This window comes from Halorubrum laminariae, assembly GCF_024494655.1.
GTDB lineage: Archaea > Halobacteriota > Halobacteria > Halobacteriales > Haloferacaceae > Halorubrum > Halorubrum laminariae.
Genome location: NZ_JANHDL010000001.1, coordinates 446,801 through 471,046 on the forward strand (window position 1 = coordinate 446,801; position 24,246 = coordinate 471,046).

General features: G+C 68.9%; 26 protein-coding genes. 15 read left to right on the forward strand and 11 right to left on the reverse strand.

The window, feature by feature from the left end; all coding sequences use genetic code 11:
- Positions 1-6 precede the first annotated feature (6 nt).
- On the forward strand, positions 7-855 hold the full coding sequence (locus NO887_RS02165) for an HFX_2341 family transcriptional regulator domain-containing protein (RefSeq protein ID WP_256416861.1): 849 nt from the start codon (positions 7-9) through the stop codon (positions 853-855).
- Between the two features lie 364 nt (positions 856-1,219).
- Here the strand turns inward: NO887_RS02165 and NO887_RS02170 are convergent, their stop codons facing one another.
- Positions 1,220-2,152 carry a transcription initiation factor IIB gene (locus NO887_RS02170; protein WP_256416862.1) on the reverse strand — a complete coding sequence of 311 codons (933 nt, stop codon included), beginning with the start codon at positions 2,150-2,152 and terminating at the stop codon, positions 1,220-1,222.
- Between the two features lie 162 nt (positions 2,153-2,314).
- Here NO887_RS02170 and NO887_RS02175 point away from each other — a divergent pair, with 162 nt between their 5' ends.
- Positions 2,315-2,806: a DUF7858 family protein gene (locus NO887_RS02175; RefSeq protein ID WP_256416863.1), complete on the forward strand. Its 492-nt coding sequence runs from the start codon at positions 2,315-2,317 to the stop codon at positions 2,804-2,806.
- Positions 2,807-2,835: 29 nt separating this feature from the next.
- Here NO887_RS02175 and NO887_RS02180 read toward each other — a convergent pair whose 3' ends face one another.
- The 3 genes from NO887_RS02180 to rnz all read right to left on the reverse strand — a co-directional run bounded on the left by NO887_RS02180 (position 2,836) and on the right by rnz (position 5,204).
- Complete coding sequence (locus tag NO887_RS02180; protein ID WP_256416864.1) at positions 2,836-3,651, reverse strand: ParA family protein; 816 nt, start codon at positions 3,649-3,651, stop codon at positions 2,836-2,838.
- A 76-nt stretch (positions 3,652-3,727) separates the two neighbouring features.
- On the reverse strand, positions 3,728-4,159 hold the full coding sequence (locus NO887_RS02185; RefSeq protein ID WP_256416865.1) for an HIT family protein: 432 nt from the start codon (positions 4,157-4,159) through the stop codon (positions 3,728-3,730).
- 112 nt (positions 4,160-4,271) lie between these two features.
- Positions 4,272-5,204, reverse strand: coding sequence for a ribonuclease Z (rnz, locus tag NO887_RS02190; RefSeq protein WP_256416866.1), 933 nt, complete (start codon positions 5,202-5,204; stop codon positions 4,272-4,274).
- 138 nt (positions 5,205-5,342) lie between these two features.
- Here rnz and NO887_RS02195 point away from each other — a divergent pair, with 138 nt between their 5' ends.
- Both NO887_RS02195 and NO887_RS02200 read left to right on the forward strand, forming a co-directional pair.
- A complete protein-coding gene (locus NO887_RS02195) occupies positions 5,343-5,681 on the forward strand; it encodes a DUF7538 family protein (protein WP_256416867.1) in 339 nt (112 codons plus the stop codon).
- A 206-nt stretch (positions 5,682-5,887) separates the two neighbouring features.
- The gene (locus tag NO887_RS02200; RefSeq protein WP_256416868.1) at positions 5,888-7,834 is read left to right on the forward strand and encodes an ABC transporter ATP-binding protein; all 1,947 of its coding nucleotides are present in this window, start codon (positions 5,888-5,890) and stop codon (positions 7,832-7,834) included.
- A 7-nt stretch (positions 7,835-7,841) separates the two neighbouring features.
- Here the strand turns inward: NO887_RS02200 and NO887_RS02205 are convergent, their stop codons facing one another.
- The gene (locus NO887_RS02205) at positions 7,842-8,225 is read right to left on the reverse strand and encodes a DUF5789 family protein (RefSeq protein WP_256416869.1); all 384 of its coding nucleotides are present in this window, start codon (positions 8,223-8,225) and stop codon (positions 7,842-7,844) included.
- 80 nt (positions 8,226-8,305) lie between these two features.
- On the opposite strand from NO887_RS02205, the gene NO887_RS02210 reads away from it, so the two are divergent.
- Positions 8,306-9,058 (forward strand): creatininase family protein, encoded by a 753-nt coding sequence (locus NO887_RS02210; RefSeq protein ID WP_256416870.1) that lies wholly within the window; start codon positions 8,306-8,308, stop codon positions 9,056-9,058.
- Positions 9,059-9,067: 9 nt separating this feature from the next.
- Here NO887_RS02210 and NO887_RS02215 read toward each other — a convergent pair whose 3' ends face one another.
- Positions 9,068-9,487: a DUF5790 family protein gene (locus tag NO887_RS02215; RefSeq protein ID WP_256416871.1), complete on the reverse strand. Its 420-nt coding sequence runs from the start codon at positions 9,485-9,487 to the stop codon at positions 9,068-9,070.
- 235 nt (positions 9,488-9,722) lie between these two features.
- On the opposite strand from NO887_RS02215, the gene NO887_RS02220 reads away from it, so the two are divergent.
- From NO887_RS02220 to NO887_RS02230, 3 genes are all read left to right on the forward strand, one after another.
- On the forward strand, positions 9,723-10,277 hold the full coding sequence (locus NO887_RS02220; RefSeq protein WP_256416872.1) for a DoxX family protein: 555 nt from the start codon (positions 9,723-9,725) through the stop codon (positions 10,275-10,277).
- A 233-nt stretch (positions 10,278-10,510) separates the two neighbouring features.
- The gene (locus NO887_RS02225) at positions 10,511-12,196 is read left to right on the forward strand and encodes a methyl-accepting chemotaxis protein (protein ID WP_256416873.1); all 1,686 of its coding nucleotides are present in this window, start codon (positions 10,511-10,513) and stop codon (positions 12,194-12,196) included.
- Positions 12,193-12,972 carry a bacteriorhodopsin gene (locus tag NO887_RS02230; protein WP_256416874.1) on the forward strand — a complete coding sequence of 260 codons (780 nt, stop codon included), beginning with the start codon at positions 12,193-12,195 and terminating at the stop codon, positions 12,970-12,972. Before NO887_RS02225 ends, NO887_RS02230 begins: the two co-directional genes overlap by 4 nt.
- Before the next feature lie 15 nt (positions 12,973-12,987).
- Here the strand turns inward: NO887_RS02230 and ahbB are convergent, their stop codons facing one another.
- On the reverse strand, positions 12,988-14,046 hold the full coding sequence (ahbB, locus tag NO887_RS02235; protein ID WP_256416875.1) for a siroheme decarboxylase subunit beta: 1,059 nt from the start codon (positions 14,044-14,046) through the stop codon (positions 12,988-12,990).
- Positions 14,047-14,153: 107 nt separating this feature from the next.
- On the reverse strand, positions 14,154-14,312 hold the full coding sequence (locus NO887_RS02240) for a DUF7317 family protein (protein WP_256416876.1): 159 nt from the start codon (positions 14,310-14,312) through the stop codon (positions 14,154-14,156).
- 316 nt (positions 14,313-14,628) lie between these two features.
- Between NO887_RS02240 and NO887_RS02245 the strand changes: the two genes are divergently transcribed.
- Positions 14,629-15,753: an anthranilate phosphoribosyltransferase gene (locus tag NO887_RS02245; RefSeq protein WP_256416877.1), complete on the forward strand. Its 1,125-nt coding sequence runs from the start codon at positions 14,629-14,631 to the stop codon at positions 15,751-15,753.
- Between the two features lie 205 nt (positions 15,754-15,958).
- Entirely contained in the window at positions 15,959-16,108 is a 150-nt protein-coding gene (locus NO887_RS02250; RefSeq protein ID WP_196219654.1) for a DUF7563 family protein, read from the forward strand.
- Positions 16,109-16,156: 48 nt separating this feature from the next.
- Here NO887_RS02250 and NO887_RS02255 read toward each other — a convergent pair whose 3' ends face one another.
- Positions 16,157-16,990 carry an NAD+ synthase gene (locus tag NO887_RS02255; RefSeq protein WP_256416878.1) on the reverse strand — a complete coding sequence of 278 codons (834 nt, stop codon included), beginning with the start codon at positions 16,988-16,990 and terminating at the stop codon, positions 16,157-16,159.
- 189 nt (positions 16,991-17,179) lie between these two features.
- On the opposite strand from NO887_RS02255, the gene NO887_RS02260 reads away from it, so the two are divergent.
- The 4 genes from NO887_RS02260 (at position 17,180) to NO887_RS02275 (ending at position 21,670) form a co-directional block, all read left to right on the forward strand.
- Positions 17,180-17,482: a DUF7091 family protein gene (locus NO887_RS02260; protein WP_256416879.1), complete on the forward strand. Its 303-nt coding sequence runs from the start codon at positions 17,180-17,182 to the stop codon at positions 17,480-17,482.
- Positions 17,483-17,598: 116 nt separating this feature from the next.
- On the forward strand, positions 17,599-18,798 hold the full coding sequence (locus NO887_RS02265) for a hypothetical protein (protein ID WP_256416880.1): 1,200 nt from the start codon (positions 17,599-17,601) through the stop codon (positions 18,796-18,798).
- A 143-nt stretch (positions 18,799-18,941) separates the two neighbouring features.
- Complete coding sequence (locus tag NO887_RS02270) at positions 18,942-20,873, forward strand: ABC transporter substrate-binding protein (protein ID WP_256416881.1); 1,932 nt, start codon at positions 18,942-18,944, stop codon at positions 20,871-20,873.
- The gene (locus NO887_RS02275) at positions 20,870-21,670 is read left to right on the forward strand and encodes a phosphatase PAP2 family protein (RefSeq protein WP_256416882.1); all 801 of its coding nucleotides are present in this window, start codon (positions 20,870-20,872) and stop codon (positions 21,668-21,670) included. The genes NO887_RS02270 and NO887_RS02275 overlap by 4 nt, the downstream gene beginning before the upstream one ends.
- A gap of 26 nt (positions 21,671-21,696) precedes the next feature.
- Here the strand turns inward: NO887_RS02275 and NO887_RS02280 are convergent, their stop codons facing one another.
- Complete coding sequence (locus tag NO887_RS02280; protein ID WP_256416883.1) at positions 21,697-22,410, reverse strand: DsbA family oxidoreductase; 714 nt, start codon at positions 22,408-22,410, stop codon at positions 21,697-21,699.
- Positions 22,411-22,494: 84 nt separating this feature from the next.
- On the opposite strand from NO887_RS02280, the gene thiD reads away from it, so the two are divergent.
- The gene (gene thiD / locus NO887_RS02285) at positions 22,495-23,376 is read left to right on the forward strand and encodes a bifunctional hydroxymethylpyrimidine kinase/phosphomethylpyrimidine kinase (RefSeq protein ID WP_256416884.1); all 882 of its coding nucleotides are present in this window, start codon (positions 22,495-22,497) and stop codon (positions 23,374-23,376) included.
- Between the two features lie 13 nt (positions 23,377-23,389).
- Here thiD and NO887_RS02290 read toward each other — a convergent pair whose 3' ends face one another.
- Positions 23,390-24,187, reverse strand: a complete 798-nt coding sequence (locus NO887_RS02290) for a ZIP family metal transporter (protein ID WP_256416885.1) — start codon at positions 24,185-24,187, stop codon at positions 23,390-23,392.
- Positions 24,188-24,246 lie beyond the last annotated feature (59 nt).

A 24,246-nucleotide genomic window follows, 5' to 3' on the forward strand; every position in this document is an offset into this window, starting at 1 on the left:
CGACGCATGGACACGACGGTCCCCCGCGTGACCGAACGGCGCGTCCACGTCGCGCCGCTCGGCCACGAGCACGACCGCATCGTCGAGCCCCTCCGCCGCCACGGCGCGGACGTGGTCTACCTGCTCGCGGACGCTCCCGATCGCGAGGGCGACCGCGGAGCCGTCGACTTCGCGGCAGCAGACGCGGACGACCCCGCCGACACCCGCGTCGACCTCGACGGGCTCACCGACTACCAGCACGACGCGTGGGCGGACGCGGCCGCGTTCGCCGACGTCCGCGCGCTCCCGGTCGCGCTCGCGGACGTGTACGACGTGCTCGGCGTCACCACGACCGTCGCCGCCCGCCACGGCGCGAGTACCGCGGACGGGGATCGCCTGTTCGCGAACGTCTCGACTGGGCCGCGGATCGCCGCCGTCGGCGTCGCGATCGCCTGCATGATCGTCGGCGCGCGACCGTACAGCGTCGAGCCCGAGACACACTACCACGACGTGGACGAGGGACCGCTCACGGCCGGGGTCGCGGAGACGGTCGACCTCCCGATATATCCGATGGACGCGCCCACACGCGATCAGGTCGCCGTGCTCGGTCGGCTCCACGACCGGACCGACGAGAACCTGACCACCGACAAGTGGAACCTGATCGAGTGGGCTCGCCAGCGCGACTTGGCGTTCCTGCGCGAGGCTGGCGAGAGCCGGACGGCGAAGTACCGCGCGCTGGAGACGCACGTGCTCTCGCCGCTTCGCGACCGCGGGTACGTCGAACTGGAGGACGTGGGGCGCTCGGACACCGTCCGGCTCACGGAGACCGGCCGGCGCGTCTACTTCGCGTTCCAGCACAAACTCGACGAGACGTGAAAGCGGTGCAAACGGTGCGAACGACTGTGATCCGTTCGACATGAACCGATTGTACGGTTCATCCGGATTGTCGACTGCCAACGTAGAATACGTGACCGGGCTTCGATTCAAACGCGTGACGCCGCGAGCGGTTGCGGGTTCGTCCCCCTCCCTCGCCGCCCTCCCCACCGCTTCGGCTCATTGGTTCCCTGCGGTCTCCCGCGGTCCCCGCTGACGCGGCCGCGACCGTCCGGGGCGTCACGGACGGCGGTGTCCACCGCCGTTTCTCTTGCGCGAAGGCGTTTCGTGCACCGGTTCGGCGCATCGACCGGTTCGCAGAAGCGACCCGTCGCAGGCGGTCGGTTCGTCTCTCCGAAGTCGCCGCTCACTCGGCGGTCAGTTCGACGTACGTCCGCCGGACGGTCACGGGCGTGACGCCGGCGGCGTCGGCGGCGTCCTGCTGCGTGCAGTCGGCGTCGGCCTCGCGGGCCGCGGTGTAGAGGCAGGCGGCGGCGACGCCGACCGGGTTGCGGCCGTTCGCGATCCCCTCTGTGACGGCGCGCTCGACCAACTCACCGGCGCGGCGCTCGACGCCGGCCCCGATATCGAGGTCGCTCGCGAACCGCGGCAGGTACTCCGCGGGGCCGGCCGGGCCGATCGGGAGCCCGAGTTCGCGGTTCATCGCGTCGAAGGCGGCGCGGTGTTCGGCCTCCGTCGCCTTCGCCTCGGCGCAGACCTCGTCGACGGTCCGGGCGACGTTCGCGGTGCGGCAGGCGACGTAGACGCACGCGGCCGCGAAGCCTTCGAGCGAGCGGCCGCGGAGCAGGCTCTCGTCCTGTGCGGAGTCGAACAGGGTGCAGGCGGTGTCGCGGATGGTCGTCGGCAGCTCCAGCGCACCGGTCAGCCGCCGGATCTCGGTGTAGGCGTACACCTTGTTGCGGTCGCGCTTCGTCGAGATCCGCGCGCGGTTGTGCTGGGTCCGCATCCGGGCGAGCCGCCGGCGCTTGCGACCCTTCACGCGGGTCGACCGGCCGATCTCGGTCGAGAGCCCGCGGTCGTGTCGGGAGCGGGTCAGCGGCGCACCCGTGCGCTTCGGGTTCGTCTCGTCATCGGCGAAGGAGCGCCACTCGGGGCCGTGGTCGATCCGGTCCGCCTCGACCACGAGCCCGCAGTCGCCGCAGACGCACTCGGCCGCGTCGACCTGCGTCCGACCGCCGCACTCGGGGCACTCGTCGGCCGAGACTCGGGCCGGTTCCTCGACGCCGTCGGTGGTTTCGGTGCGGTGCGAACGGACGCGGGTCGGACGTGCCTGACTCATCACATATCGAACTCCGGCCCGATCCCTTACTTAAACCCGGGTGGATCGGAGGGTGATCAGCCCGATCCGAGGGTTCGAACCGACCGGTAACCGGTCGGTGGGTCACGTCTCGTCCCGCCGCAGTACGGGGGTTTTAAAACCCCATCCGGCACATCAATTGCCATGACGCTCTCGGAGATCGCGGCCGATCTCGAAGTGACGGCGCGCCAACGCGACCGCGGGGTCGCCGTCGCGGACGACACCGAGACGCCGCTCGTCGACCGGCTCGCGGCCCACGTGGACACCCTCCCGTGTACGCCGGCCGCGACCGCGACGCTCGTCGATACCTACTCGGCCGGACGAAGCGTGGGCGACGCCGCAGGCGAGGCCGGCGTGACGCCGATGATCGCCGCGAAGACGCTCCACCGCTGCGGGGTCTCGGGCGTCTGTCCGCTCGCGCCGACCCGCCGCGGCGTCGTTCGCGACTGGCTCGACGGGCGGATCGCCCGCAGCGACGCCGTCGCGCTCACCGGCGGCGACGAGGCGGACTTCGCGCTCGCGACCTACGTCGAGACGCACGGCCCGGTGTCCGCGGTCGCCGACGCCGTCGACGCCCACCTCGCCGGATCGGCTCCGCTCGGCGGCGCGCTCGGTGACCCCGACGGGCTCCGCTGAGCGGACCGGAGCGCAGCGAGAAGGGCGGATTATCTCGACGACCGCAGCCGACCGATCAGGCCGGGCTCGGCGACGCTGAGGTCGGGTGACGTGTCGAACGTCCGCTCGTACACCTCAGCGAGAGCCCGCGCGTACGCACCGTCTCCGCTCGCTGCGGTCGGAGCGACCGCGACCGCCGAATCGATCGCCGGAAGAACGGTGTCGGTGTCGGCCGCCGCGTCGGCGTGCGTGCCGAGCCCGTCTCGCATCTCCACCGCGATCGAGCCGTCGACGGTCGCGCCCACGTCGGCTATCCGCCCGCGGAGGCGCTGGAGCGCGTCGCGCCCGTGAGCCGACGCCGGGTGAACCGTCTCGACGCGGTCGGCGGCGGCGACCGCGGCGACGGCCTCGTTCGAGCCGACAGGAGCGACGTCGACGACCACCGCGTCGTACGCCGACGCCGCCTCCCCGATCCGGCGCTCTAGCTTCCGCGCGGCCGCTGCCGTCTTCGCCCGCGCCAGTCGCTCGAACGGCGCTCGTGCGGGGAGTATGTCGACGTGACCCGGGGCGTCCGTGCCGTCCGTGCCGTCCGAGTTCGGCACCGGTCCGGGGCTGTGTTCGTCGCCGCCGACGAGCGGGTACGCGGCCGCCGACAGCGACGCCTCCGTCTCGTCGGTGACGAGCGCCGTGAGATCGGTTCCGATCCGCCCCGCGACGTACTCCGAGAGTCCCTGCGTCGTGAACGCGGCGTCGACGACGGCGACGTCGCGGCCGCCTCGCGCCCCGACCGCCGCCAGTTCGACGGCAGTTCGCGTCGTTCCCGCGCCGCCGGTCGCCCCGACCAGCGCGAGCGTCGTGGTATGCATGACTCCGGTCTCGGGGGTCGGAGGTTAAGCGTCGCGAATCGTGCGCGTCACAGTGGATGGTTCCCCCGGTCGGCGCTCACCCGTCAATCGCGGCCGCCACGTCGTCGGCTATCGCGTCCAGTTCGCCGTCGGAGAGGTCGGGACGCTCGCCGCCGACCGCGTGGATCGGCGCGCCGCCGTCGCCGTCGAACCGCGGGACTGCGTGGATGTGGACGTGCGGTACTTCCTGACCGGCCGCCTCGCCGTCGTTGAGTCCGACGTTCGCGCCGTCGGCGTCGACCGCGGCCTCGATTTCCGGGGTGATCGCCGCGACCGTGTCGAAGACGGCGCTCGCGAGGTCGGCGTCGAGGTCGCCGACGCGCGCGGCGTGGGCTTTGGGGATCACGAGCGTGTGTCCCGGCGCGAGCGGGTTCGCGTCGAGGAACGCCAGCACGTCGTCGGTCTCGTGGACGGTCCGCGCCGGGATCTCGCCGTCGACGATCGAACAGAAGATGCAGTCGTCGGACATACGCGAGGGGTTGTGACCGCGGCCCATCAAGGTTTCCCGGCGGTCCGATCCGGCGTCAAGATGGACAGACTCTCGGCATCAAGACGGACAGACTCTCGGCGTCCCGACAGTCCTACTCCCCGGCGTCCGGGAACGGCACCTCTATCAGCGTCCCGTCGTCGGGCAGGATGCACTCTCCGTCGAACTCGTCGCGAGCGTCCCGCCGGATGGGCGAGGCGTCCGCGGCGTACCGTGAGGAGATGTGGACGAGCGCTAGCCGCGCCGCGTTCGCGCGGGCCGCGATCGACCCGGCCTCGCGGCCGGTCGAGTGGGCGGTGTCGCGGGCGCGGTCGGCCATGTCGTCGGCGAAGGTGGCGTCGTGGACCAACAGGTCGGCGTCCCGAGCGACCTCGACGGACCGCTCGCGCGGCCGGGTATCCGCGGTGTACACCAACTTACGGCCGGGTCGCGGCGGACCGACCACCTGATCGGGTTCCACGACGGTCCCGTCCTCGGCCTCGACGGACTCGCCCGCGTGGAGTCGTCCGAATTTCGGTCCGACCGGCACGCCGAGTTCCTCCGCCTTCGGGCGGTCGAACCGGCCGGGGCGGTCATCTTCTTGGAGGACGTACCCCTGCGATTTCGTGCGGTGTTCCGTCTCGAAGGCGCGGACCGCGTAGCCGTCGGCGTCGAGCGCGACCTCGTCGGGCGCGACGGGCTCGATCCGGACCGGGAACGCGGGGTCGTGGCCGACTGCGTGGACGAGATCTCGGAGGTCGCCGTCCGTCTTCGGAGGACAGTGGATCGTCAGCGGCTCGGTTCGGTCGTTGAACCCGAGCGTCTGGACCAGCCCGGGGATGCCGAGCACGTGGTCGCCGTGGAGGTGCGAGACGAACAGGTGGTCGATCCCGAAGCCGGTGCCGAACCGCATCATGCCGCGCTGGGTTCCCTCGCCGCAGTCGAAAAGCAGGCGGTCGCCCTCGCGGTTGACGAACAGGGCGCTCGGCGCGCGCTCGGTGGTCGGGACGGCACCGCCCGTCCCGAGGAAGGTGACGCGAAGGGACATACCCGCCCTGCGGCCGGCGGGGGTAAACTCCTTTCGAGGCGCGGACGGCGGGCGATCGCGCCGGCGGCACGGTCGGCTGCGCCCCGCGACATCGACCGCGGTCGAAGCCGACATGAGGCTCCCGCTCCGATCGTGGCCATGCACGAGGATATCGCCGCTCTCGTCATGCAGGAGGGGTGGCGCGCCGAGGGAGCCGCCGCCCGCGTCCACTACGACGGCGGCGGCGACCGGGTCGCGATCGAGTTCTACGCCGACGCCGAGCGCGTCCTCTACTGGACCATTCCCGCGGGAGCGAGAGGCGAGGCCGCGACGGGCGACGACCGCGCCGACGGAGGCGTCACAGCCGACCGCGATGTCGACGCCGGCACCGCCGCGCCGATCCCCCGCGACGTGGTTCCCGACCCGCTCCGGCGGCGGATCCGTGACGACCTCGACGCCGCCGGAGTCGATCCGGCGGTCGAGCGACGGAGCGTCTGATCGGTTCACGAACGCTGCACTGCTCCGCGAGCGGGTGATAGCGAGCGCGACGGTGGAAACGCGGACGGTCGGAGCTTGTCTCCCGCTGGGACGTGGTCTCCGAAACGGCGGCTTTCGATCCGGATAGCGGCCGACTCTTCCGGTTCGTACCGGCTCGTATCGATCCGAAGGAAACGCACTTGCCTCGTGGCCCGATAGTCTCGGTGATGAGTAGCGCCGAGTGGGAGGAAGACGATCCGTTCGAAGAGCAGCGCGAGGAAGTCGAGAACCCGATGAAGCGTCTGTTCGCCGTCTACGGCCGCGACTACCTGCCGCAGGTCTCCGTCGGGGTCCTCGCCAGCGTCTTCGCGCGTCTGCTGGATCTTCTCCCCCCGCTCATGCTCGGGATCGCCATCGACGCGGTCTTTTACGAAGACGCGCTGTTCAGCGATCAGATTCCGCTCGTCCTCCTCCCCGACGCGTGGCTCCCGACCGAACAGGCGGCGCAGTTCTGGTTCACAGTCGGCGTCATCGCCGGGGCGTTCGTACTCGGGGCCGGGTTCCACTGGGTCCGCAATTGGGGGTTCAACGCGTTCGCCCAGCACATCCAGCACGACGTTCGCACGGACACCTACGACAAGATGCAGCGGCTGAACATGGAGTTCTTCTCGGACAAGCAGACCGGCGAGATGATGTCGATCCTCTCGAACGACGTAAACCGGCTCGAACGGTTCTTGAACGACGGGATGAACTCGCTGTTCCGGCTCTCCGTGATGGTGGTCGGCATCGGCGTCCTGCTCGTGTGGATCAACTGGCAGCTCGCCCTCGTGGCGCTGTTGCCGGTGCCGATCATCGCCGGGTTCACCTACCTGTTCATCAAGACGATCCAGCCGAAGTACGCCGCGGTGCGCTCGTCGGTCGGGACGATGAACTCCCGGCTTGAGAACAACCTCGGCGGCATCCAAGTGATCAAGTCCTCGAACACGGAGCCGTACGAGTCCGACCGCGTCGACGACGTGTCGATGGACTACTTCGACGCCAATTGGGACGCCATCACGACTCGGATCACCTTCTTCCCGGCGCTGCGCGTGTTCGCCGGCATCGGTTTCGTGATAACCTTCGTCATCGGCGGCCTCTGGGTGTTCCAAGAGACGCCGCCGGGCCCGTTCACCGGGACGCTCACTATCGGAAACTTCGTCGTCTTCATCCTCTACACCCAGCGGTTCATCTGGCCCATGGCGCAGTTCGGACAGATAATCAACATGTACCAGCGCGCCCGTGCCTCCTCGGCGCGGATCTTCGGGCTGATGGACGAGCCCTCGCGGCTCGCCGAAGATCCGGACGCCGAGGACCTCGTCGTCGACGAGGGCGCAGTCGAGTACGATCACGTCTCGTTCGGCTACGACGACGAGACGATCGTCTCGGATGTCAACTTCGCGGTCGAGGGCGGAGAGACGCTCGCGCTGGTCGGACCCACCGGAGCCGGCAAGTCGACGGTGCTTAAGCTGCTGCTCAGGATGTACGATGTCGACGACGGGGCCATCCGGATCGACGGGCAGGACGTGCGCGACGTGACCCTCAAATCGCTTCGCCGCTCGATCGGTTACGTCGGCCAGTCTTCGTACCTCTTCTACGGGAGCGTTCGCGAGAACATCACGTACGGCACCTTCGACGCGACCGACGAGGAGGTCCGCGAGGCCGCCAAGGCCGCGGAGGCCCACGAGTTCATCGAGAACCTCCCCGACGGCTACGACACGATGGTTGGCGAGCGGGGCGTGAAACTCTCCGGCGGCCAGCGCCAGCGGGTCACCATCGCGCGGGCGGTGCTCAAGGATCCGGATGTGCTCGTCTTAGACGAGGCGACCTCCGATGTCGACACCGAGACGGAGATGCTGATCCAGCGCTCGCTCGACCGGCTCACCGCCGATCGGACGACGTTCGCGATCGCGCATCGGCTGTCGACGATCAGAGACGCCGATACGATATTGGTGTTGGAGGGCGGCGAGGTCGTCGAGCGAGGGAGCCACGAGGAGCTGCTCGACGAGGACGGACTGTACGCGCACCTCTGGGGCGTGCAGGCGGGCGAGATCGACGAGCTGCCACAGGAGTTCATCGACCGCGCGCAAGAACGGACCGCACAGCTGATCGAGGACGCCGAGGGCGACGACGACTGAACGGCCGTCACTCCTCGCTCTGCAGCCGGCTCCAGTCACTCGACGCGTCGATTTCCGTCGAGGCATCTCTGTCGCCGGTCGCGGACGCGTCGTCGACGGTCGCGTCGTTCTCGCCGGCTGCCGAGTCGCCGGCTCGTCGCACGGCCTCGTCGGCGAGCCCGGCCAAAATTGCATCGCGGACCTCCCACGGCGCGCCGAATTGCACCGAGTCGGCCCGCTCTAACGCGGTTTCGAGTCGCGTGCTCCCCGCCGCGGTCTCCAGCTCGAACCCTCCGTACTGCTCGATCAGCTCCGCGGCGGACACCGGATACCGGTGCTCTCGGAGCGCGCGCTTCAGCGGACCGAATGCGACCCCGTCCACCCGTGCGTGGTTCTCGTGATCGTCCACCATGGGTCGCGGTTCATCGGCCGATCCGATAATTCCCCCGCTCGGACCGCTGGCTATACGGTTCGTCGCGGCGACGATCAGATATGCGACTCGCGGACGCCACTTGGACCGATGTGCGCGACGCCGATGTCGACATCGCGTTCATCCCCGTCGGGAGCACCGAACAACACGGCCCGCACGCGCCGCTCGGCACGGACACGCTCGACGCGATCGCGGTTGCGGAGGAGGGCGCGGCCGCCTACGAGTCGGCCGAGGCCGGCACGAGCGAGGTTGCGGTCACCCCGCCGATCCCCGTCGGCGTCGCCGAGGAGCACCGCGCGTTCGAGGGGACAATGTGGGTCTCGCCGGACGCGTTCCGGGCGTACGTCCGCGAGGCGGCCGAGTCGCTGCCGGAGCACGGGATCGACCGGGTCGTGCTCGTCAACGGACACGGCGGCAACGTGGAGGCGCTCGCGGAGGTCGCGCGGCAGTTCTCGCGAGACGACGCTCACGACGGCTACGCGGTCTCGTTCACGTGGTTCGAGGCCGTCGGCGAGCACGCGAGCGACATGGGCCACGCGGGGCCGCTTGAGACGGCGCTGTTGCGCGCGACGAACCCCGATCTCGTCCGCGAGGAGCGCGTCGCGGCCGCGAGCGAGGGGGCCGCCGATCGGTGGGGCGAGTGGGTTTCCGGAGTAAACCTCGCGCACGACTCCGCGGAGTTCACCGCGAACGGCGTGGTCGGGGATCCGACCGCAGGCGACGCCGCCCGCGGCGAGGAGCTGCTCGACCGCGCGAGCGGCGCGCTGGCGACGCTCGCGGCGGCGGTCGTCGAGCGAGAGTCGATCTCGGAGTGATCGGAGGCGCTACTCTTCGCTCTCCTCGTCGTCTTCCTCGGCCGTCGCGTCCTGTAGCGCGCCGCGGATCGCGGGGACGGTGCCGGTGAGTTCGCCGACCGTCTCGGCGGCGGCCTCGATGTCGCCCACCAGTTCCTCCAGTTCCTCGATTTCCGCCTGCAGATCGTCGGCGTCCTCGAAGGCGTCGGCGCGCTCGCCGAGCACGTACGCCTTCTTCGCCGAGCGCACGCTGTCAACCGCGTCGCCGATGTCGAGCGCGGACTTCAGCCCGTTGAGTACGCCGAGCACGTTGTCCGCGTCCGTCTCCCAGACTGCGTCGGGATCGGGGAGTTCCCCACGGGCGGCCGCGAGGTGCTCTTCGACCTCCGCGCGGGTCTCCGCGGCCGCCTCGCCGAACAGGTCGTCGTCGTCGAACGTGGACTGGCTCATACGGAGAGCCTCGCCCCGCCGCGGGTTAAAAACGACCCCGAAAGTGAAAGTGAAACCGGCGCGGACGAGCGTGTTGCCGACCGACACGAGACGGATCGACGGTATTGATTCAGGGTGGCGACCGAGACCGCTCGGACGGGACCGGCGTGCGATCACCGGTGACACCGCGGACGAGATCTCTCTGCGACCGAGAATTCCCCGTTATGTTTATATAAATATTCGTATACTCTCGTGTATGTCAACAAAAGAAGTGTCGTTACAGAGCACTGTTGCCGGGATCTCGGCGGAAGGGAAGATTCACACGCTCAGCGTCTGGTTCATCCTTGCCTTGCGGCTGATGATGGGGGTGGCGTTCTTCCAAGCCGGGCTGGGGAAGCTCCTCGGCGAGCCGTTCAGCGCGGCGGGCTACTTGGCTAACACGCCGGCGTCGAGCGGGAGCCCGCTCGCGGGGCTGTTCGTCGCGATGACCGAAACGGCGTGGTTCATGGCGTTCGTCGACGTAGCGGTGCCGTGGGGTCAAGTGTTCATCGGCCTCGGCCTGCTCGTCGGCCTTCTCACGCGTCTGGCCGCATTCTGGGGGGCGTTCATGATGGTCCTGTTCTACTTCGGGAACTGGGACATCGCCCACGGCTACGTCAACGGCGACCTCGCGTACATGCTCGTGTTCCTCTCCGTCGCCGCCTTCGGTGCCGGTCGGATCCTCGGCCTCGACGCGTACGTCGAGGAGTACACCGTCGGCGGCCAGCGGCTCGTCGAGCGGTATCCGTGGAGCCGATACCTCCTCGGGTAGTCGGTTCGTTTGCCCGGTTCGTTTGCCCGGTTCGTTTGCCCGGTTCGTTTACCCGGTTCGTTTGCCCGGTTCGTTTGCCCGGTTCGTTTGCCCGGTTCGGACTCTCGTCGTGAGCCTCGCCTGTCGTCGTGTGAGTCCGTCGGAACGCCGCTCGCAGCGCCGCAGAGGCGTTATCAGCCATAATATTCGGGTGGCAGTTATTATACGAACTCGGTCGCTGGTACTGGATACACATGCAATGGGGACCGTTCACCCGTGTCCGATCCAGCTACGGCGCGAAGCTCGCGCTGTCGCTCGTCGGCGTCATGGGAATTTCGGTGTCGTACGGGGTACTCGTCTACCTCAGGGCGGACGGGCTCGGTGCGGCGGGCGCAGAGATCCGATCCGGACTCATCGGGATGACGCTTCTGACCGTCATCGGGCTCGCGCTCATCGGCGTGACCGTCGGATCGAACACCGTCATCTCGCTGCGACAGCTCACGGCGAAGGCGGAACGGATGGCCGACGGCGACCTCGACGTGCCGCTTGAGACCGGGCGAACGGATGAACTCGGGCGGCTGTTCCGGGCGTTCGACGCCATGCGGTCGTCGCTCCGAACGGAGATCGACGACGCGGAGACCGCCCGCGAGGAGGCCGAACGCGCGCGACGTGAGGCGACCGAGCGCGCAGAGACGGTCGAGCGCAAGGCAACGGAGTACGAGTCCGCGATGCGCGCGCTCGCCGACGGCGACCTCACCCAGCGGGTCGACCCCGACAGCGACAACGACTCGATGGAGCGCGTCGGTGCGGCGTTCAACGAGATGGCCGCGGAGCTAGAGGAGACGGTCACCTCGGTCGCGACGGTGGCCGAGGACACCGCCGAGGTCGCGGGGACCGTCGACGACCGCACCGAGAGCCTGCGGACGACGACCGGAACCGTGAGCGACGCGGTCGAGGAGATCGCCGATGGGGCGCGCACCCAGCGCGACGACCTCCGGGCGGCGACCGACGAGGCCGAGAACCTCGCGTCGTCGGCCGAGGAAGTCGCCTCGACGGTCACCGACGTGGCCGAGACGGCGGAACACGCCGCGTCGGTCGGAGAGGAGGGCCGCGAGGCGGCCGAGGAGGCGCTCTCGGAGATGGACGCCGTCGAGGAGACGACCGCGGAGACGACCGCGGAAGTCGAGGCGCTCGCGGCGGAGGTCGAAGAGATCGGCGAGGTGGTCGACACCATCTCCGACATCGCCGAACAGACCAACCTGCTCGCGTTGAACGCCTCCATCGAGGCGGCGCGTTCGGGGGCCGAAGGGGCCGGCTTCGCGGTCGTCGCCGAGGAGGTGAAGTCGCTCGCCGAGGAGACGCAGGCGTCCGCGAGCGAGATCGAAGCCCGCATCCACGCGGTCCAAGAGCGCGCGGAGACCGGCGCGGACGCGATGGAGCGGACCGAACAGCGGATCTCGGCCGGCGTCGAGACCGTCGAGACGTCGATCGACGCGCTCGAACGCCTCGCAGAGGCCTCAGAGCGGACCGACACGAGCATGACCGAGATCACGCGCGCGACGGAGACACAGGCGGACTCCGTCGACGCCGTCGTCGGCCACGTCGAGGACGTGTCGGCGATCAGCGCACAGACCGCGAGCGCCGCCGGCGACGTGACCGGCGCGGTCGACGAACAGGAGCAGACCCTCGGCGCGGTCGAGACGGCCGCCGAATCGCTGTCCGACCGCGCGCGCGACCTACGAAGCGCCGTCGGCGGCTTCGAGTTCGCCGCCGACGCGGACCTCGACGCCTCTCCGGCCGCGAGCGACGCGACCGCACAGGTCGTCTCCGACGGCGGAACTGACGCGTCCGACGACGACGAGACCGACGCGGACGCCGCCTTCGACTACTCGCACGCGGACGAGTCTGCCGCCGGCGGCGCGGGAGGTGACCGGCAATGATCGCCGACGCCGCCGTCTGGGCGTGGCTCGGGTTCGTCGCGATGGTTGCCGGCACGGCCGCGCCGCTCTGGGCGTGGGCCACAGAGGAGTCGGCCACCGGGGAGTCGCACGCCAAGTACTACCTCACGCTCGCGGGCGTCACCGGCGTCGCGGCGCTGGCGTACCTCGCGATGGCGCTCGGCGTCGGCGTGGTGTCGTCGCCCGCCGGCGACGTGGAGATCGTTCGCTACGTCGACTGGCTCGTGACGACGCCGCTCCTACTCTTGTACCTCGGCCTGCTGGCACGGCCGTCGCGCGGCGTCCTCGCCGGGCTGATCGGCGTCGACGTAGTGATCATCGCGGCCGGTATCGGCGCGAGCGCGACCGCGGGAACGCTCTCGTGGGCGCTGTTCGGCGTCGGCGGCGTCGCGTACCTCGCGTTGGTCTACGGGCTCCTCGTCTCGCTCCCGCGGTCGGCGGCGGCCGCGGGCGACCGCGTCCGGGCCGTCTTCGGGACGCTCCGAAACATCACCGTCGTCCTCTGGACGCTCTACCCCGTCGTGTGGGCGCTCGCGCCGACCGGCCTCGGGCTGGTGACGCCCGCCACCGAGATGCTCGTGTTCGTCTACCTCGACGTGGTCTCGAAGATCGGCTTCGTCGTCGTCGCGGTCGCGGGAGCCGACGCGCTCACCCACCTCACCGCGGGAGGTGCGGCTGGTGAGGGCAGCGAACCGATCGCGGTCGGTGACGCCGACGGGGCGGAGACGGAGCAGCCGACCGTGCTGGCCGACGACTGACCGAACGTTTCGTTTTCACTTCTCGCTCGCGACGAGATTCTCGTAGCGCGCGCCGGTCTGTTTCAGCGTCGCCGTCGAGTAGAGCCGCTCGTGGTCGTACGGCAGGTGTGCGGCCGCCAGCTCGTCGATCTTCGCGTCGACGGCGTCGGCCTCGCGGCCGTGGATCATCGTGAACAGGTTGTACTCCCACTCCTGGTCCGGGCGGCGCGGCCGGTGGTAACAGAGGGTGACGTACGGGAGGCTCCCGACGGCCTCGCCGCGCTCGTCGAGGTCGTCGTCGGGCACGTCCCACACCACCATGCAGTTGTTCGTGAACCCGGTGACGACGTGGTTGACGATACAGCCGATCCGCTTGATGCAGCCGTCGGCGAGCAGGCGATCGACGGCCGCGAGCACGTCGTCGAGGTCGGCGTCGATCTCGCGGGCCACGTCGGCGTAGGGGGTCGCAGACAGCGGGAAGCCGTCTTGGATCGCCAAGAGGAGGTCGGCTTCGAGCGTCGAGAGGTCGCCGCGGGCGTCCTCGGAGATGCGGGTGGCGGAAACGGCCGTCTCTTCGAAAGATTCGCGCGCGAACCGGTCGCCGTTCACGACCGGGAACTCCAAGTCGATGTAGTAGTCCGTGAGCATCGGGAGGTTCAGGACCTCGCAGCCGGTCTGTGCTTCGATCGCCGTGAGGATCGCGTCGCGTTTGTCGCGTGAGCCCGCAGTGACGACGAACCACTGGTTCCACCCGTGGTCGCGGCGGTAGTTGTGATTCACCTGCGGGTGAGTGTTGATCGTCTCGGCGACCTCGTCGAACCGGTCTTCGGGCGCGCGCACCGCCGCGAGCGTCGAGGAGCCGATGACCGGCGGGTTCAACACCGCGCCGAATCGGCGGAATACGCCGCGCTCGCGCAGGTCGCGAACGCGGTCGAGGACGGCGTCGGCGTCGAGATCGACGCCCGTCTCGGCGGCGATCTCGCTGGCGACGCGCTCGAACGGGCGCGACTCGACCGGGAAGTCGCTCTGGTACTCGTCGATGAGGGCGGCGTCGACCGCGTCAATGCCGGCCCGCCAGTCGGCGTCCAGACTCATTGCCGGGATCAGGTGCCGCGCGTACCTACCGGTTTCGGAGGCAGGCGGCCGGCGACGGGAGATCTGAGGTAGCCAGTCCGGGAGCGGTCAGTCGTCAGCGGGAGCGATCAGTCGTCAGCGGGAGTGGTACCGGTCGACGGCGCGAACGCGCGGGCGCTCTTCTCGAGTTGTGCCGTCGAGCAGCCGCCGATCGTCGCGGCCTGTTCGAGCGTCAGTGTGCGGGAGCGATACAGCGTGAGTGCGGTGGACACGGATTTGGACGTCATCGGGTACAATCATCAACTTGATGGACGAATATATAACTCTGACGCTTTTTAGGACGTGTTACAGAATCTATAGTCCGTAAAAGTGATTGCATATACTATAAATTATTCTGAAACTCTACGAACGACACATTATATTATGTGATCGGGTTCCACGGAACCGGTGTGAACCGGCCGGCTCACCGTGCTCGTCGCTCGCGCGCGCCGCAAGCGAGCGGGCAACGAATCGGTCTCAATCTCCCTGACACGGCGAGTTTTCGCTTCCCAGCGGTCGAGAGGCGAGCGAGGGACTTTTCGTTCGGAGCCCCGAACGGACGGTATGGATCAGGCGACGCAGGAGTTCGGCGAATGGCCGCTCAAGCGACTGATGACCGAGGTCTGCGGGTCCGGGCACAAGTCGGCCGACGACCTGACGCGCGCGCAGGCGACGGAGGCGTTCGAGCGCATCCTCGCGGACGAGCCCGATCCGACGACGCTCGGGGCGTTCTGGCTCGCGAACCGCTGGAAGCGCAACACGGCCGAGGAACTCGGCGCGTACGTCGACGTTATGTGCGAGCGCGTCGAGTACGCGGAGCCCAAGGTCGACCCCGTCGACTGCGGCGCGAACTACGACGGGAAGGGCCGGACCGCCGTCCTCGGCGTGGCCGCGGGCGCGGTCGCGGCCGCCGCCGGCACGCCCGTCGTCGTCCACTCCGGTGACCGCGTCCCCACGCAGAAGCAGGACGCGTACAAACACGTCCTCGACGAGTTGGGCGTCCACACCGAGCTGACGCCCTCGGACTCCGCTGACATGGTCGACGAGACGGGTTTCGGCTTCTACTACCAGCCCGCGTTCAATCCCGCGATCGTCGACCTGTTCGAGCGCCGCGACATGATGGGCGTCCGCACGTTCGTCAACACGATCGAGACGCTGGCGAACCCCGCAGGTGCGTCGGTCCACCTCGGCTCCTTTTACCACCTCGCGTTCGCGAAGAAAGTCGTCGACACGTTCGTCGAAAGCGAGTTCCACGACCTCGACCGCGTCCTGATGTTCCAGGGCATGGAGGGGTACGACGACGTTCGACCCGGCTACACCAAGGTCGCGGAGTGGACCGCGGCCGGCGGGGCGGGCGACGCGGCCGACGAGAACTCGGGCGACGGCGAGACCGGCAGCGAGAGCGCGTCCTTCGAGGACTTCGATATCGAGACCGCCGAGTACGGGATGGATCTCGAAGAGGACGACCTCGCGGTCGACGACATTGCCGCCGACTCCGCGCACATTACGGAGGAGGTGTTAGCGGGCGACCGCGACGACGCCTTCGCCGACGCGGTCGCGGTCAACGCCGCGCTCCGGATCTACGCCCGCGAGGACGCCGACTCGATCGACGAGGGACTGGAGATGGCCCGCGACGCCATCGACGACGGCTCCGCGATGGACGTGCTCGACGACCTCCGCGACTTCTGAGGCGGATGGATCGGGCGAGAACGGTGAACCGCTGCGGCGGCGGCTGACCCTCGCGCGTGCGTCGCGATCGTTCAGGGTTACTCGGCGTTTTCGGACGAATTTTGGACGGAGTTCGGAAAGGCCACTTAGGCGTTCGTGACCAACTCTCACGTGCGTAGAACTGCCATGATACGAAACGCCAACAGCCGCCCGGAGCCACCCCACTATGCCAACGTGTGAGCACTGCGACGCGCACGTCTCGGACCGCTTCGCTCGGGTGTTCTCCGACGAGCGGGGACAGATCCACGCGTGCCCGAACTGCTCGGCCAACGCCGGTATCGCGGAGGTCACGAAACAACGGGCGCACGACGCCTGATCGGGGCGCGCTCGTTCGTCGACCAGTCTCACGCTGCCCTGCCCTGTTCTACCGTTCCGGAACCGGCGGCATCGACCGCTTGTGCTCGCTACGCTCGGACAGCTCGACGACCCGATCGACGGCCTCGGCCGGCACGTCGAGTTCCCGGATCGTCGCCGCCCGCGAGAGGCCGCCGTCGACGTGGACGGCCAAGATTGCGTCGACGGTGTCGTAGTCGAGTCCCATCTCGTCGGCGTCCGTCTGTCCCTCCCACATGCCGGCGGTGGGCTCTTGCATCACCAGATCGCGGGGGACGCCGACGTGCGCGGCTAACTGCCGCACCTGCTGTTTGTAGAGGTTCCCGATCGGGTTGCAGTCGACGGCCTGGTCGCCGTACTTCGTGAAGTAGCCCGTCATCGCCTCCGCGCGGTTTCCCGTCCCGAGGACGACCCGGTTCTCCGCGTTGGCGACGAAGTAGTTCAGGACCGCGCGCGTTCGGACGTACACGTTCCCCGCCGCCGTCCGGTCGTCCACTGCCTCCGAGAACGCCTCGAAGAACTCTTCGGCGATCGGCTGGATCTCGACCACGTCGTATGCAATCCCGAGGTCGTGAGCGACTCGCTCCGCGTCGGTCATCACGTCGGGGTCGTTCACCGCCGCAGGCATCGTGATCCCGTGCAGCCCGTCCTCGCCGAGCGCCTCGCACGCGAGGTGGGCAGTCAGCGTCGAGTCGATCCCGCCCGAGAGGCCGAGAACGGCCCCGTCAGCGCCCGCGTCGGCGACGATGTCGGCGATGAACGAAGTGATGCGATCGCGGGCGGCGTCGAGTTCGGCCGGCGAGAGGCGGAGGTCGAGCGGGGGGTTGTCCGACAGCAACACCGACTCCGCTGAGGTCTGGCTCATACCCGTGGCGTGGGTCCGAGACGACTAATACCTCCCCGTCGGCTTCATGAACTGAACGTTCGTCGTGTTTTCCCCGGGACAGCGAACGGTTTCTTCGACTCAATGAGACGGATCCGCGGCATGTGGGGTGCGAACGGAGTCGATCCCGCCGGCCAACGGACCTATAGTTCGCGGGACGAATCGAGTCGTATGGACGACCGACTCGAACGCGCCGTCCGCCGACGGCTTCGCGAGGCGGGTCGCCAGTTCGAGGCGGCCAAACGCGCCTACAGGGAGGGACGCGACGATCCGGCGGGCTCCGCCTCGGGCGCGGCGCGGTACGACCTCCCGGTCGACGACAAGGGAGGTGCGCGGATCGTCTGTCGCCGCCACGCGGAGCACCGGGCGGTCGCCGTCGACGACGCGGGCCGGCCGACGTGTTTCGACTCTGACCATCCCGACTGCGAAGGCTGTGCGGAGGACGTTCGCGACGGCGTCGTCGAGACGTGGTGAGCGCGTCGGCAGGATCGAGACGGCGGACTCCGGCGCGGGCGGACGCGACGCGGCTGCGGTGACGGAGACGCGACGGCACCCGAACCGGTTTTGCCCCCCGCCTCCTCACGGAATCCATGAGACGGACGACCGCCGTCGCCGCGCTGCTCGTCGTTGTCGGCGTCGGACTGGCCCTCTCGGGGGTCTTCGCCGGGCCGCCGGCAGAGGATCCGGACGCGACGATCGCCGCGGACTCGCTGGTCGCGGTCGAGGGAGAGTATCAGTTGTGGCCGTACACCAGCCGGGACACGTCGGTCGCGGGCCGGACGCTCGCGATCAACGTCGTGTTCCGCGCAGACGCCGCGACGACCCGTCGAGCGATCGAACACCGGTCCGACGCGGACTGGGAGGAGACGACCGAGGCGGAGACGGCGGCCACCGGCAACGCCGATCAGGTCCGGGCGATAGTCGAGCGGGACTGGGCGGACGCGCGGAGTTCGACGCGGTACAGTTACGTGCGCGGATCTGAGGGAGGGATCTGGATGGCCGAGACGTTCGAACTCCACGACGGTTCGTATCTCGGCGTCCGCGACCACCTCCGCGCCTACGAGTCGCCAGACGGGGCGTACACGGCCGTCCAAGCCCACGAGGAGTACTACGACTGGTTCCGGCTGCGTCACACGGTCCCCGGAATCGACGAACCCAAAACCCGCCTAGAGAACGAACTCATCCGCGGATCGGTGGACGCCGAAGTCACCCGCGAGTACCGCGGCATCGACGGCGGCTGGAGCGACGGGTGGCTCACGATCGTCGATCTGGCCTCTGCGGCGGCGCTTGCGGCCCTCGGCGGAATCCTACTTCGACGACAGACACGGCGGGCCGCCGTCGACCTCGCCCGCCGGGGGCGACGAGACGCTCGCCGACACGCGCGGGCAGCAGCGCTCGGCGTCTCGCTCGCGCTCATCGTCGTTGGCGTTCGCGCGACGGGCGTGGCCGTCGAGACGCTGGTCCCGACGCTTCCCCCGAAGGCGATCGCCGCCCCGCTGTACCTCGTCCTCGCCGTCGGCCTGCCCGGGATCGTGGTCGCGCTCGCGCGAAGGTGCGACCCGTCAGCCGCGGCGCTCGCCGTCGCGATCGGCCTCGGTGTCGGGTTCGTCGCCGACTTCGCCGCACTCGGGGTCGCGATCCCGCCCGCCCTCATCGTCCACCGAGTCGCCCTGATCGCCGCGCTCGGCGTGGTCTCACTGGGCCGAGCGGCCGACGGCCGTCCGGTTCTGGCCGCCGGAGCGGTCGCGTGGGCGGTCGGGTTGGTACTTCCGCTCGCGGACGTGATCTGATCGACTCCTCCGGGTGCCGAACACGCCCGATCCCCGCGGAAACCGGCCGGGCAAAAATCGACCGAGACGGCCAGTCGAGACCGGTGTCCGCGAAGGGTCGACCACAGAAGAGATATACCTCGGCGGCGAAAGAGCATCGACGCATGGGTCGACCGATCAGCCGTCGGCAGACGCTCGCTGGACTCGCCGCAGCGACCGCGAGCGGCGGCTGTCTCGGTCGCACGCGCAATCTCGCGGGACGCGAAATGTCCTCGCAGTTGACTCTCCAGATAGACGCGGTGCCCGCCGATCGGGACCCGAACGCGATCCGGATCGCGAGACACCTCGCAGAGAACCTCAAGGCGGTGGGCGTCGACGCTCGGATCAACACGCTCGACCAAACCACGCTCTGGCGAAAGGTACTCATCAACCAGAACTTCGATGCGTACGTCGGCCAGTTCCTCGAACCGGAGCCGTTCGACCCGGACGCGCTGTACGCGTTCACGCACTCGCGGTTCGCCGCGGAAGTGGGCCGACAGAACCCGTTCGGATTCGCCGACCTCAACGGCGTCGACGACGAACTCGAACGCCAGCGCCGCGCGGAAAGCGATCGGAGCGATCCAGTGGCGGATCTCCAGCGGTCGCTCGGCGAGCTACAGCCGTTCACCGTCGTGGCGGTTCCCGATCCGCTCACCGCGGTCCGCGAAGCGCAATTCGACGGGTGGAGTCAGGGACAGCCGCTGTCGGTCGCCGGCCTGCTGTCGCTCGATCACACGGAAACGACCGGCGACGCGACCGGCGGTGACGGAAACGCAACCGAGATCAGCGAGATTCTCGACGGCGACGACGGAAACGCCACCGCGGCCGGCGCGGCAAGCGACCTCCTCGACGGCGACGACGGGCCAGAAGGGGTGGCCACGCTCCGACTGGTGACGACCGACAGCGGTATCACGGAAAACTGGAACCCGATCGCGGCGGAGTATCGTCGCCAAGGGACGTTCACGTCGCTGCTGTACGACCGGCTCGTGCTGGTCGACGACGGCGAGGTCGTCCCGTGGCTCGCGACGGACTGGGAGCGCATCGGTCCCGAGACCGTCGAGGTCTCGTTGCGCGACGCGAGCTGGCACGACGGCGAACCCCTCACCGCCGCCGACGTGGCGTTCACCTACGAGTTCCTCCGCGACACGTCGATGGGGACGATGGAGACACCGGTTCCGACTCCGCGGTTCCGTGGCCGGAGCTCGGTCGTCCAGTCGGCTCTCGCGGTCGACGACCGCACCGTGCAGCTCGGCGTTGAGAACGTCAACCGAGCGGTGATCGACCGCGCGCTCCGCGTGCCGATCCTGCCGGAGCACGTGTGGCGTGACCGTACCGACGCCGCGACGATCGCCGACTTCGAGGTCGACGCGGAGACGACAGAGGCAGTTGTCGCGACCAACGAGAATCCGGTCGGAAGCGGACCGATTCGGTTCGTGGAGGCGACGGCGGAGGAGTCGGCCGTCTTCGAACGGAACCCGGACCACTTCCTCGCGCGAGCCGAGGCGTGGGACGGCGAGGCATCGGCGAACCCCGCGGCCGGCGTCCCCGAGCGGCTCCACGGGAAGCCGGCGTTCGACCGGCTCGAAGTCGGCGTGCTGCCCTCGGACATCGCGGCGGTACAGGCGGTCGGCGACGGGTTCGCCGACGCCACCGTCTCGAACCTCGGCCCCGATTCGATCCCGCGGATCGGCCGCGAGGCCGACGCTCGACTCGTGGCCGGCCAGTCGGGCGCGTTCTACCATGTCGGCTACAACGTGCGGCGGCCACCACTGTCGAACCCGCGGTTCCGCGGTATCCTCGCGTCGCTGATCGACAAGGAAACCCTCGTCGAGGAGGCGTTCGACGGCTACGCGGAACCGGCGTCGTCGCCGCTTTCGGTCTCGCCCGAGTGGGTTCCCGACGACCTGCGGTGGGACGACCGCTCGTCCGACCCGATCTATCCGTTCGCGGACGATCCGGGAACCGGCTCACTCGACGTCGAGAAGGCGCGAGACCTGTTCCGAGACGCCGGCTATCGGTTCGATGACCAAGGCCGATTGCTCGCGAAACAGCAATGAGTCCGTTCGTCTCCGTCGTCGGATCGGTCGTGCTGTGGCTCTGCGCGTCGCTGCTCGTCGCCGCGATCGCGATCGTCCGGCCGAACCGTCTGTACGGTCTGTGGGGGAACCTCGTGCCGCGGCTGCGGGACGCGCAGCGGGAAATCGCCGCGCTCGGTGCGGTGTTGCTGGTCAGCGCCGTCGGCCGGAATTCGCTGCAGACAGTCTCGGAGCTGTTCGGGCTGCGGCTGACCGGACTCATTTGGGCGTTCGAAGGCAACTTCGTCGAGTGGTTCCAGCAGACGTACGCCACCCCCGAGCTGACGATATACTTCTCGTCGGTGTACGTGTACGGCTACGCGTTCTTACTCGCGTTTCCGTTCCTCGCGTATCTCGCGCTCCCGAAGACGACGACCCTGAAGCGGCTGCTCGTCGCGTACGCGTTCAACTACGCTATCGGGCTCGCGCTCTACACGATCGTGTTCGCACACGGTCCGCGGAACCTGCACGTCGGTACGTCGCTGTTGTACACCCACAACCCAAACGTCAGCGCGCTGACGAGCGCGATCAACGAGACGACGAACGTCTTCCCCTCGCTGCACACGTCGCTTTCCGTGACCGTCGCGACGTTCGCCGTGCTGACGCGCGAGGAGTACCCGTTGTGGACGCCGCTCGCCGCGTGGCTCGCCGGGTCCGTGGTGATCGCGACGATGTACCTCGGCATCCACTGGCTCACGGATGTGATCGGCGGGACCGTCCTCGCGTTCGGCTGCGTGTACCTCTCGTATCGGATCGTCGATCCTGACGAGATTTCGTGATCGTCGATCCTGCGTCAGCCGTCGTCTCAGGCGTCGCTCGAACCCGCAACGAGCCGTTCGAGCTGTTCGGGCGGGACCGCGCCGCGGGCGGCGTGGCCGTCGAACGCGAACGTGGGAACCCCGGTGATCCCACGCCGTCTCGCCGCGTCGAACAGCTCCGTCACGCGCTCGCGGAGATCCTCGTCCGCGAGCGCGTTGTCCACCACGTCGGCGTCGAGCCCGTCGGTGTCGCTTGCGAGGTCGGCGAGGACCTCGCGGTCGCCGATGTCGCGCCCGTCCTGCCAGAGCGCGTCGAAGACCGCCTCGTCGAACGCGGGCCACGCCTCGGGAGCGGTCTCTTTCACGCGGAGTGAGACGATCTGCGCCGGGAGCGAGTCGACCTCGGTGGCGATCTCCTGGGCCATCTCGACGCCGTACTGCTCCTGGAGCCGACGGACGTTCTCTCGGGCCTGCGCGTAGTAGTCATCGCCTTTCCCGTCGTCCACATCGTGGTCGATCGACCCGTCGGGGTTGCGCTTGCCGGCGCGGAGGTCGAACGGGTGCCAGTCGACCGCGAGCGGTTCGGACCGGCTGTCCCGATACCGCGCGAGCGACTGGCGTCCCAGGTAACAGAACGGACAGACGTAGTCGGAGTAGACGGTGATCGACTCGGTCGCCTCGTCGGCCGGGTCGGCGGCGATACCGGGCGTCTCGGCGTCGGCGGCCGCGTCGGGTGCGTCGGCGGAATCGGTGTTCGACATACGCGCGGTTCGGCCTCGAACGGCAAAGGGCGTTCGACGGCGGCGATCGCCACGGTTTATAACTACTTAGTGGTACAACCGGATATGACACAGGAGACGGCCGCCGCGTACGAGCCGGTCTCGCCGCCTGTCGCGGTCACGATCGCCGGCAGCGACGCCGGCGGCGGCGCGGGGATACAGGCCGACCTGAAGACGATGACGGCCCACGGCGTCTTCGGCACCTCCGTCGTGACGGCGACGACAGCACAGAACACCCGGGGCGTGTCAGGTGTGCACACGCTGCCGGTCGAGCACGTCGAAGCCCAGTACGCCGCCGTCGTCGACGACTTCGTCGTCGGCGCGGCCAAGACGGGAATGCTCGCCACGGCGGAGATCGTCGCCGCGGTGACCGAGCTGCTCGACTCGTTCGCGGGACCGGTCGTCGTCGACCCGGTGATGGTCGCGGCGACCGGTGATCGGCTGCTCTCGCCCGCCGCCGAGGAAGCGTACGACGACCTGGTCGCGGCCGCGACGCTCGTCACGCCGAACGCCGACGAGGCGGAAGTGCTGGTCGGCGGCGACGTCGAGACGCCCGCCGACGCCGCGCGGGCCGGCCGCGAGATCGTCGCCCGAGGCGCGGACGCGGCCCTCGTCAAGGGCGGACATCTCGACGACGACGACACCGTTGTCGACACGCTGGTTCTCGGCGAGGACGCGGGAGACGTTACGGAAATCGGAAGCAACGCCGACCGCGACGACGAGACGACCGTCGTTCGGTTCGAGTCGCCGCGGATCGCGACGGACGCGACACACGGGTCCGGCTGCACCCTTTCGAGCGCGATCGCGTCGCGGCTCGCGCGGGGTGAGCCGCTGGCCGCGGCGGTCGAGGCCGCAGTCGGCGAGATGGGGGCGGCGATCCGGCGCGGCTACGACGTGGGAGAGGGGCCGGGCGCGGTGAATCCGACGGTGCTCGACGGCAGGGAGTGACGGCTGGACACACTCACACGAAGTTCAGCGGCACCATCAACGCGACGCCGACGGCGATTCCGACCGCGAGCGTCGGCTTGCCGCCCCGAGGGAGGTTCGCGCCGGTGTCGAGCGCCTCGGGGATGAACTCGGTGGCGACGAGATAGACCATCGCGCCGGCGGCGAATCCGAAGCCGTACGGAAGAAACTCGCGGGCGTACCTGACGAACGCGAACGCGACGACCGCCCCGACCGGCTGCGGGAGGCTGGAGAACACCGCCCACCAGACCATCTTCCACTTCGAGACGCCTATCGCCCGCAGCGGGATCGAGATAGCGGTCCCCTCGGGGACGTTGTGGATCGAGATCGCGACCGTCATGAACACCGCGAGCACCGGCACCGCGAATCCGAACAGCTGCGTCCCGCCCGCCAGCCCGAGATCCGCGAAGGAGACGCCGACGGCGATCCCCTCGGGAAAGCTGTGGACCGTGAGCACGCCGAGGATCAACACGAGCTTCTTGAAGTCGGCCTCCTCGTACTCGTGCGGGTCGATTTCAGCGTCCAGAAGCACCTCGTGGGCGAGCACGACGAGGCCGACGCCGGCGAGCACGCCGACGGCGATCTCGATCGGCGTCCCCTCGGCGAGCCCCTCTTGGACGAGTCCGAACAGCGACGCGGCGACCATGATCCCGGAGGCGAACCCCCACAGCGCGACGTTCCCCCGATCGCTTATCGAATCGAAAAAGAAGAACGGCAGCGCGCCGATGCCCGTCGCCAGCGCCGTGATCAGCCCCGCGATGAAGACGAACCCGAACGCGGCGAGGTCGACCATTACGGACCGGTAGTTCGCGGTTCCGACTCATAAATACGACGAGTGTGGCCAATCGACGA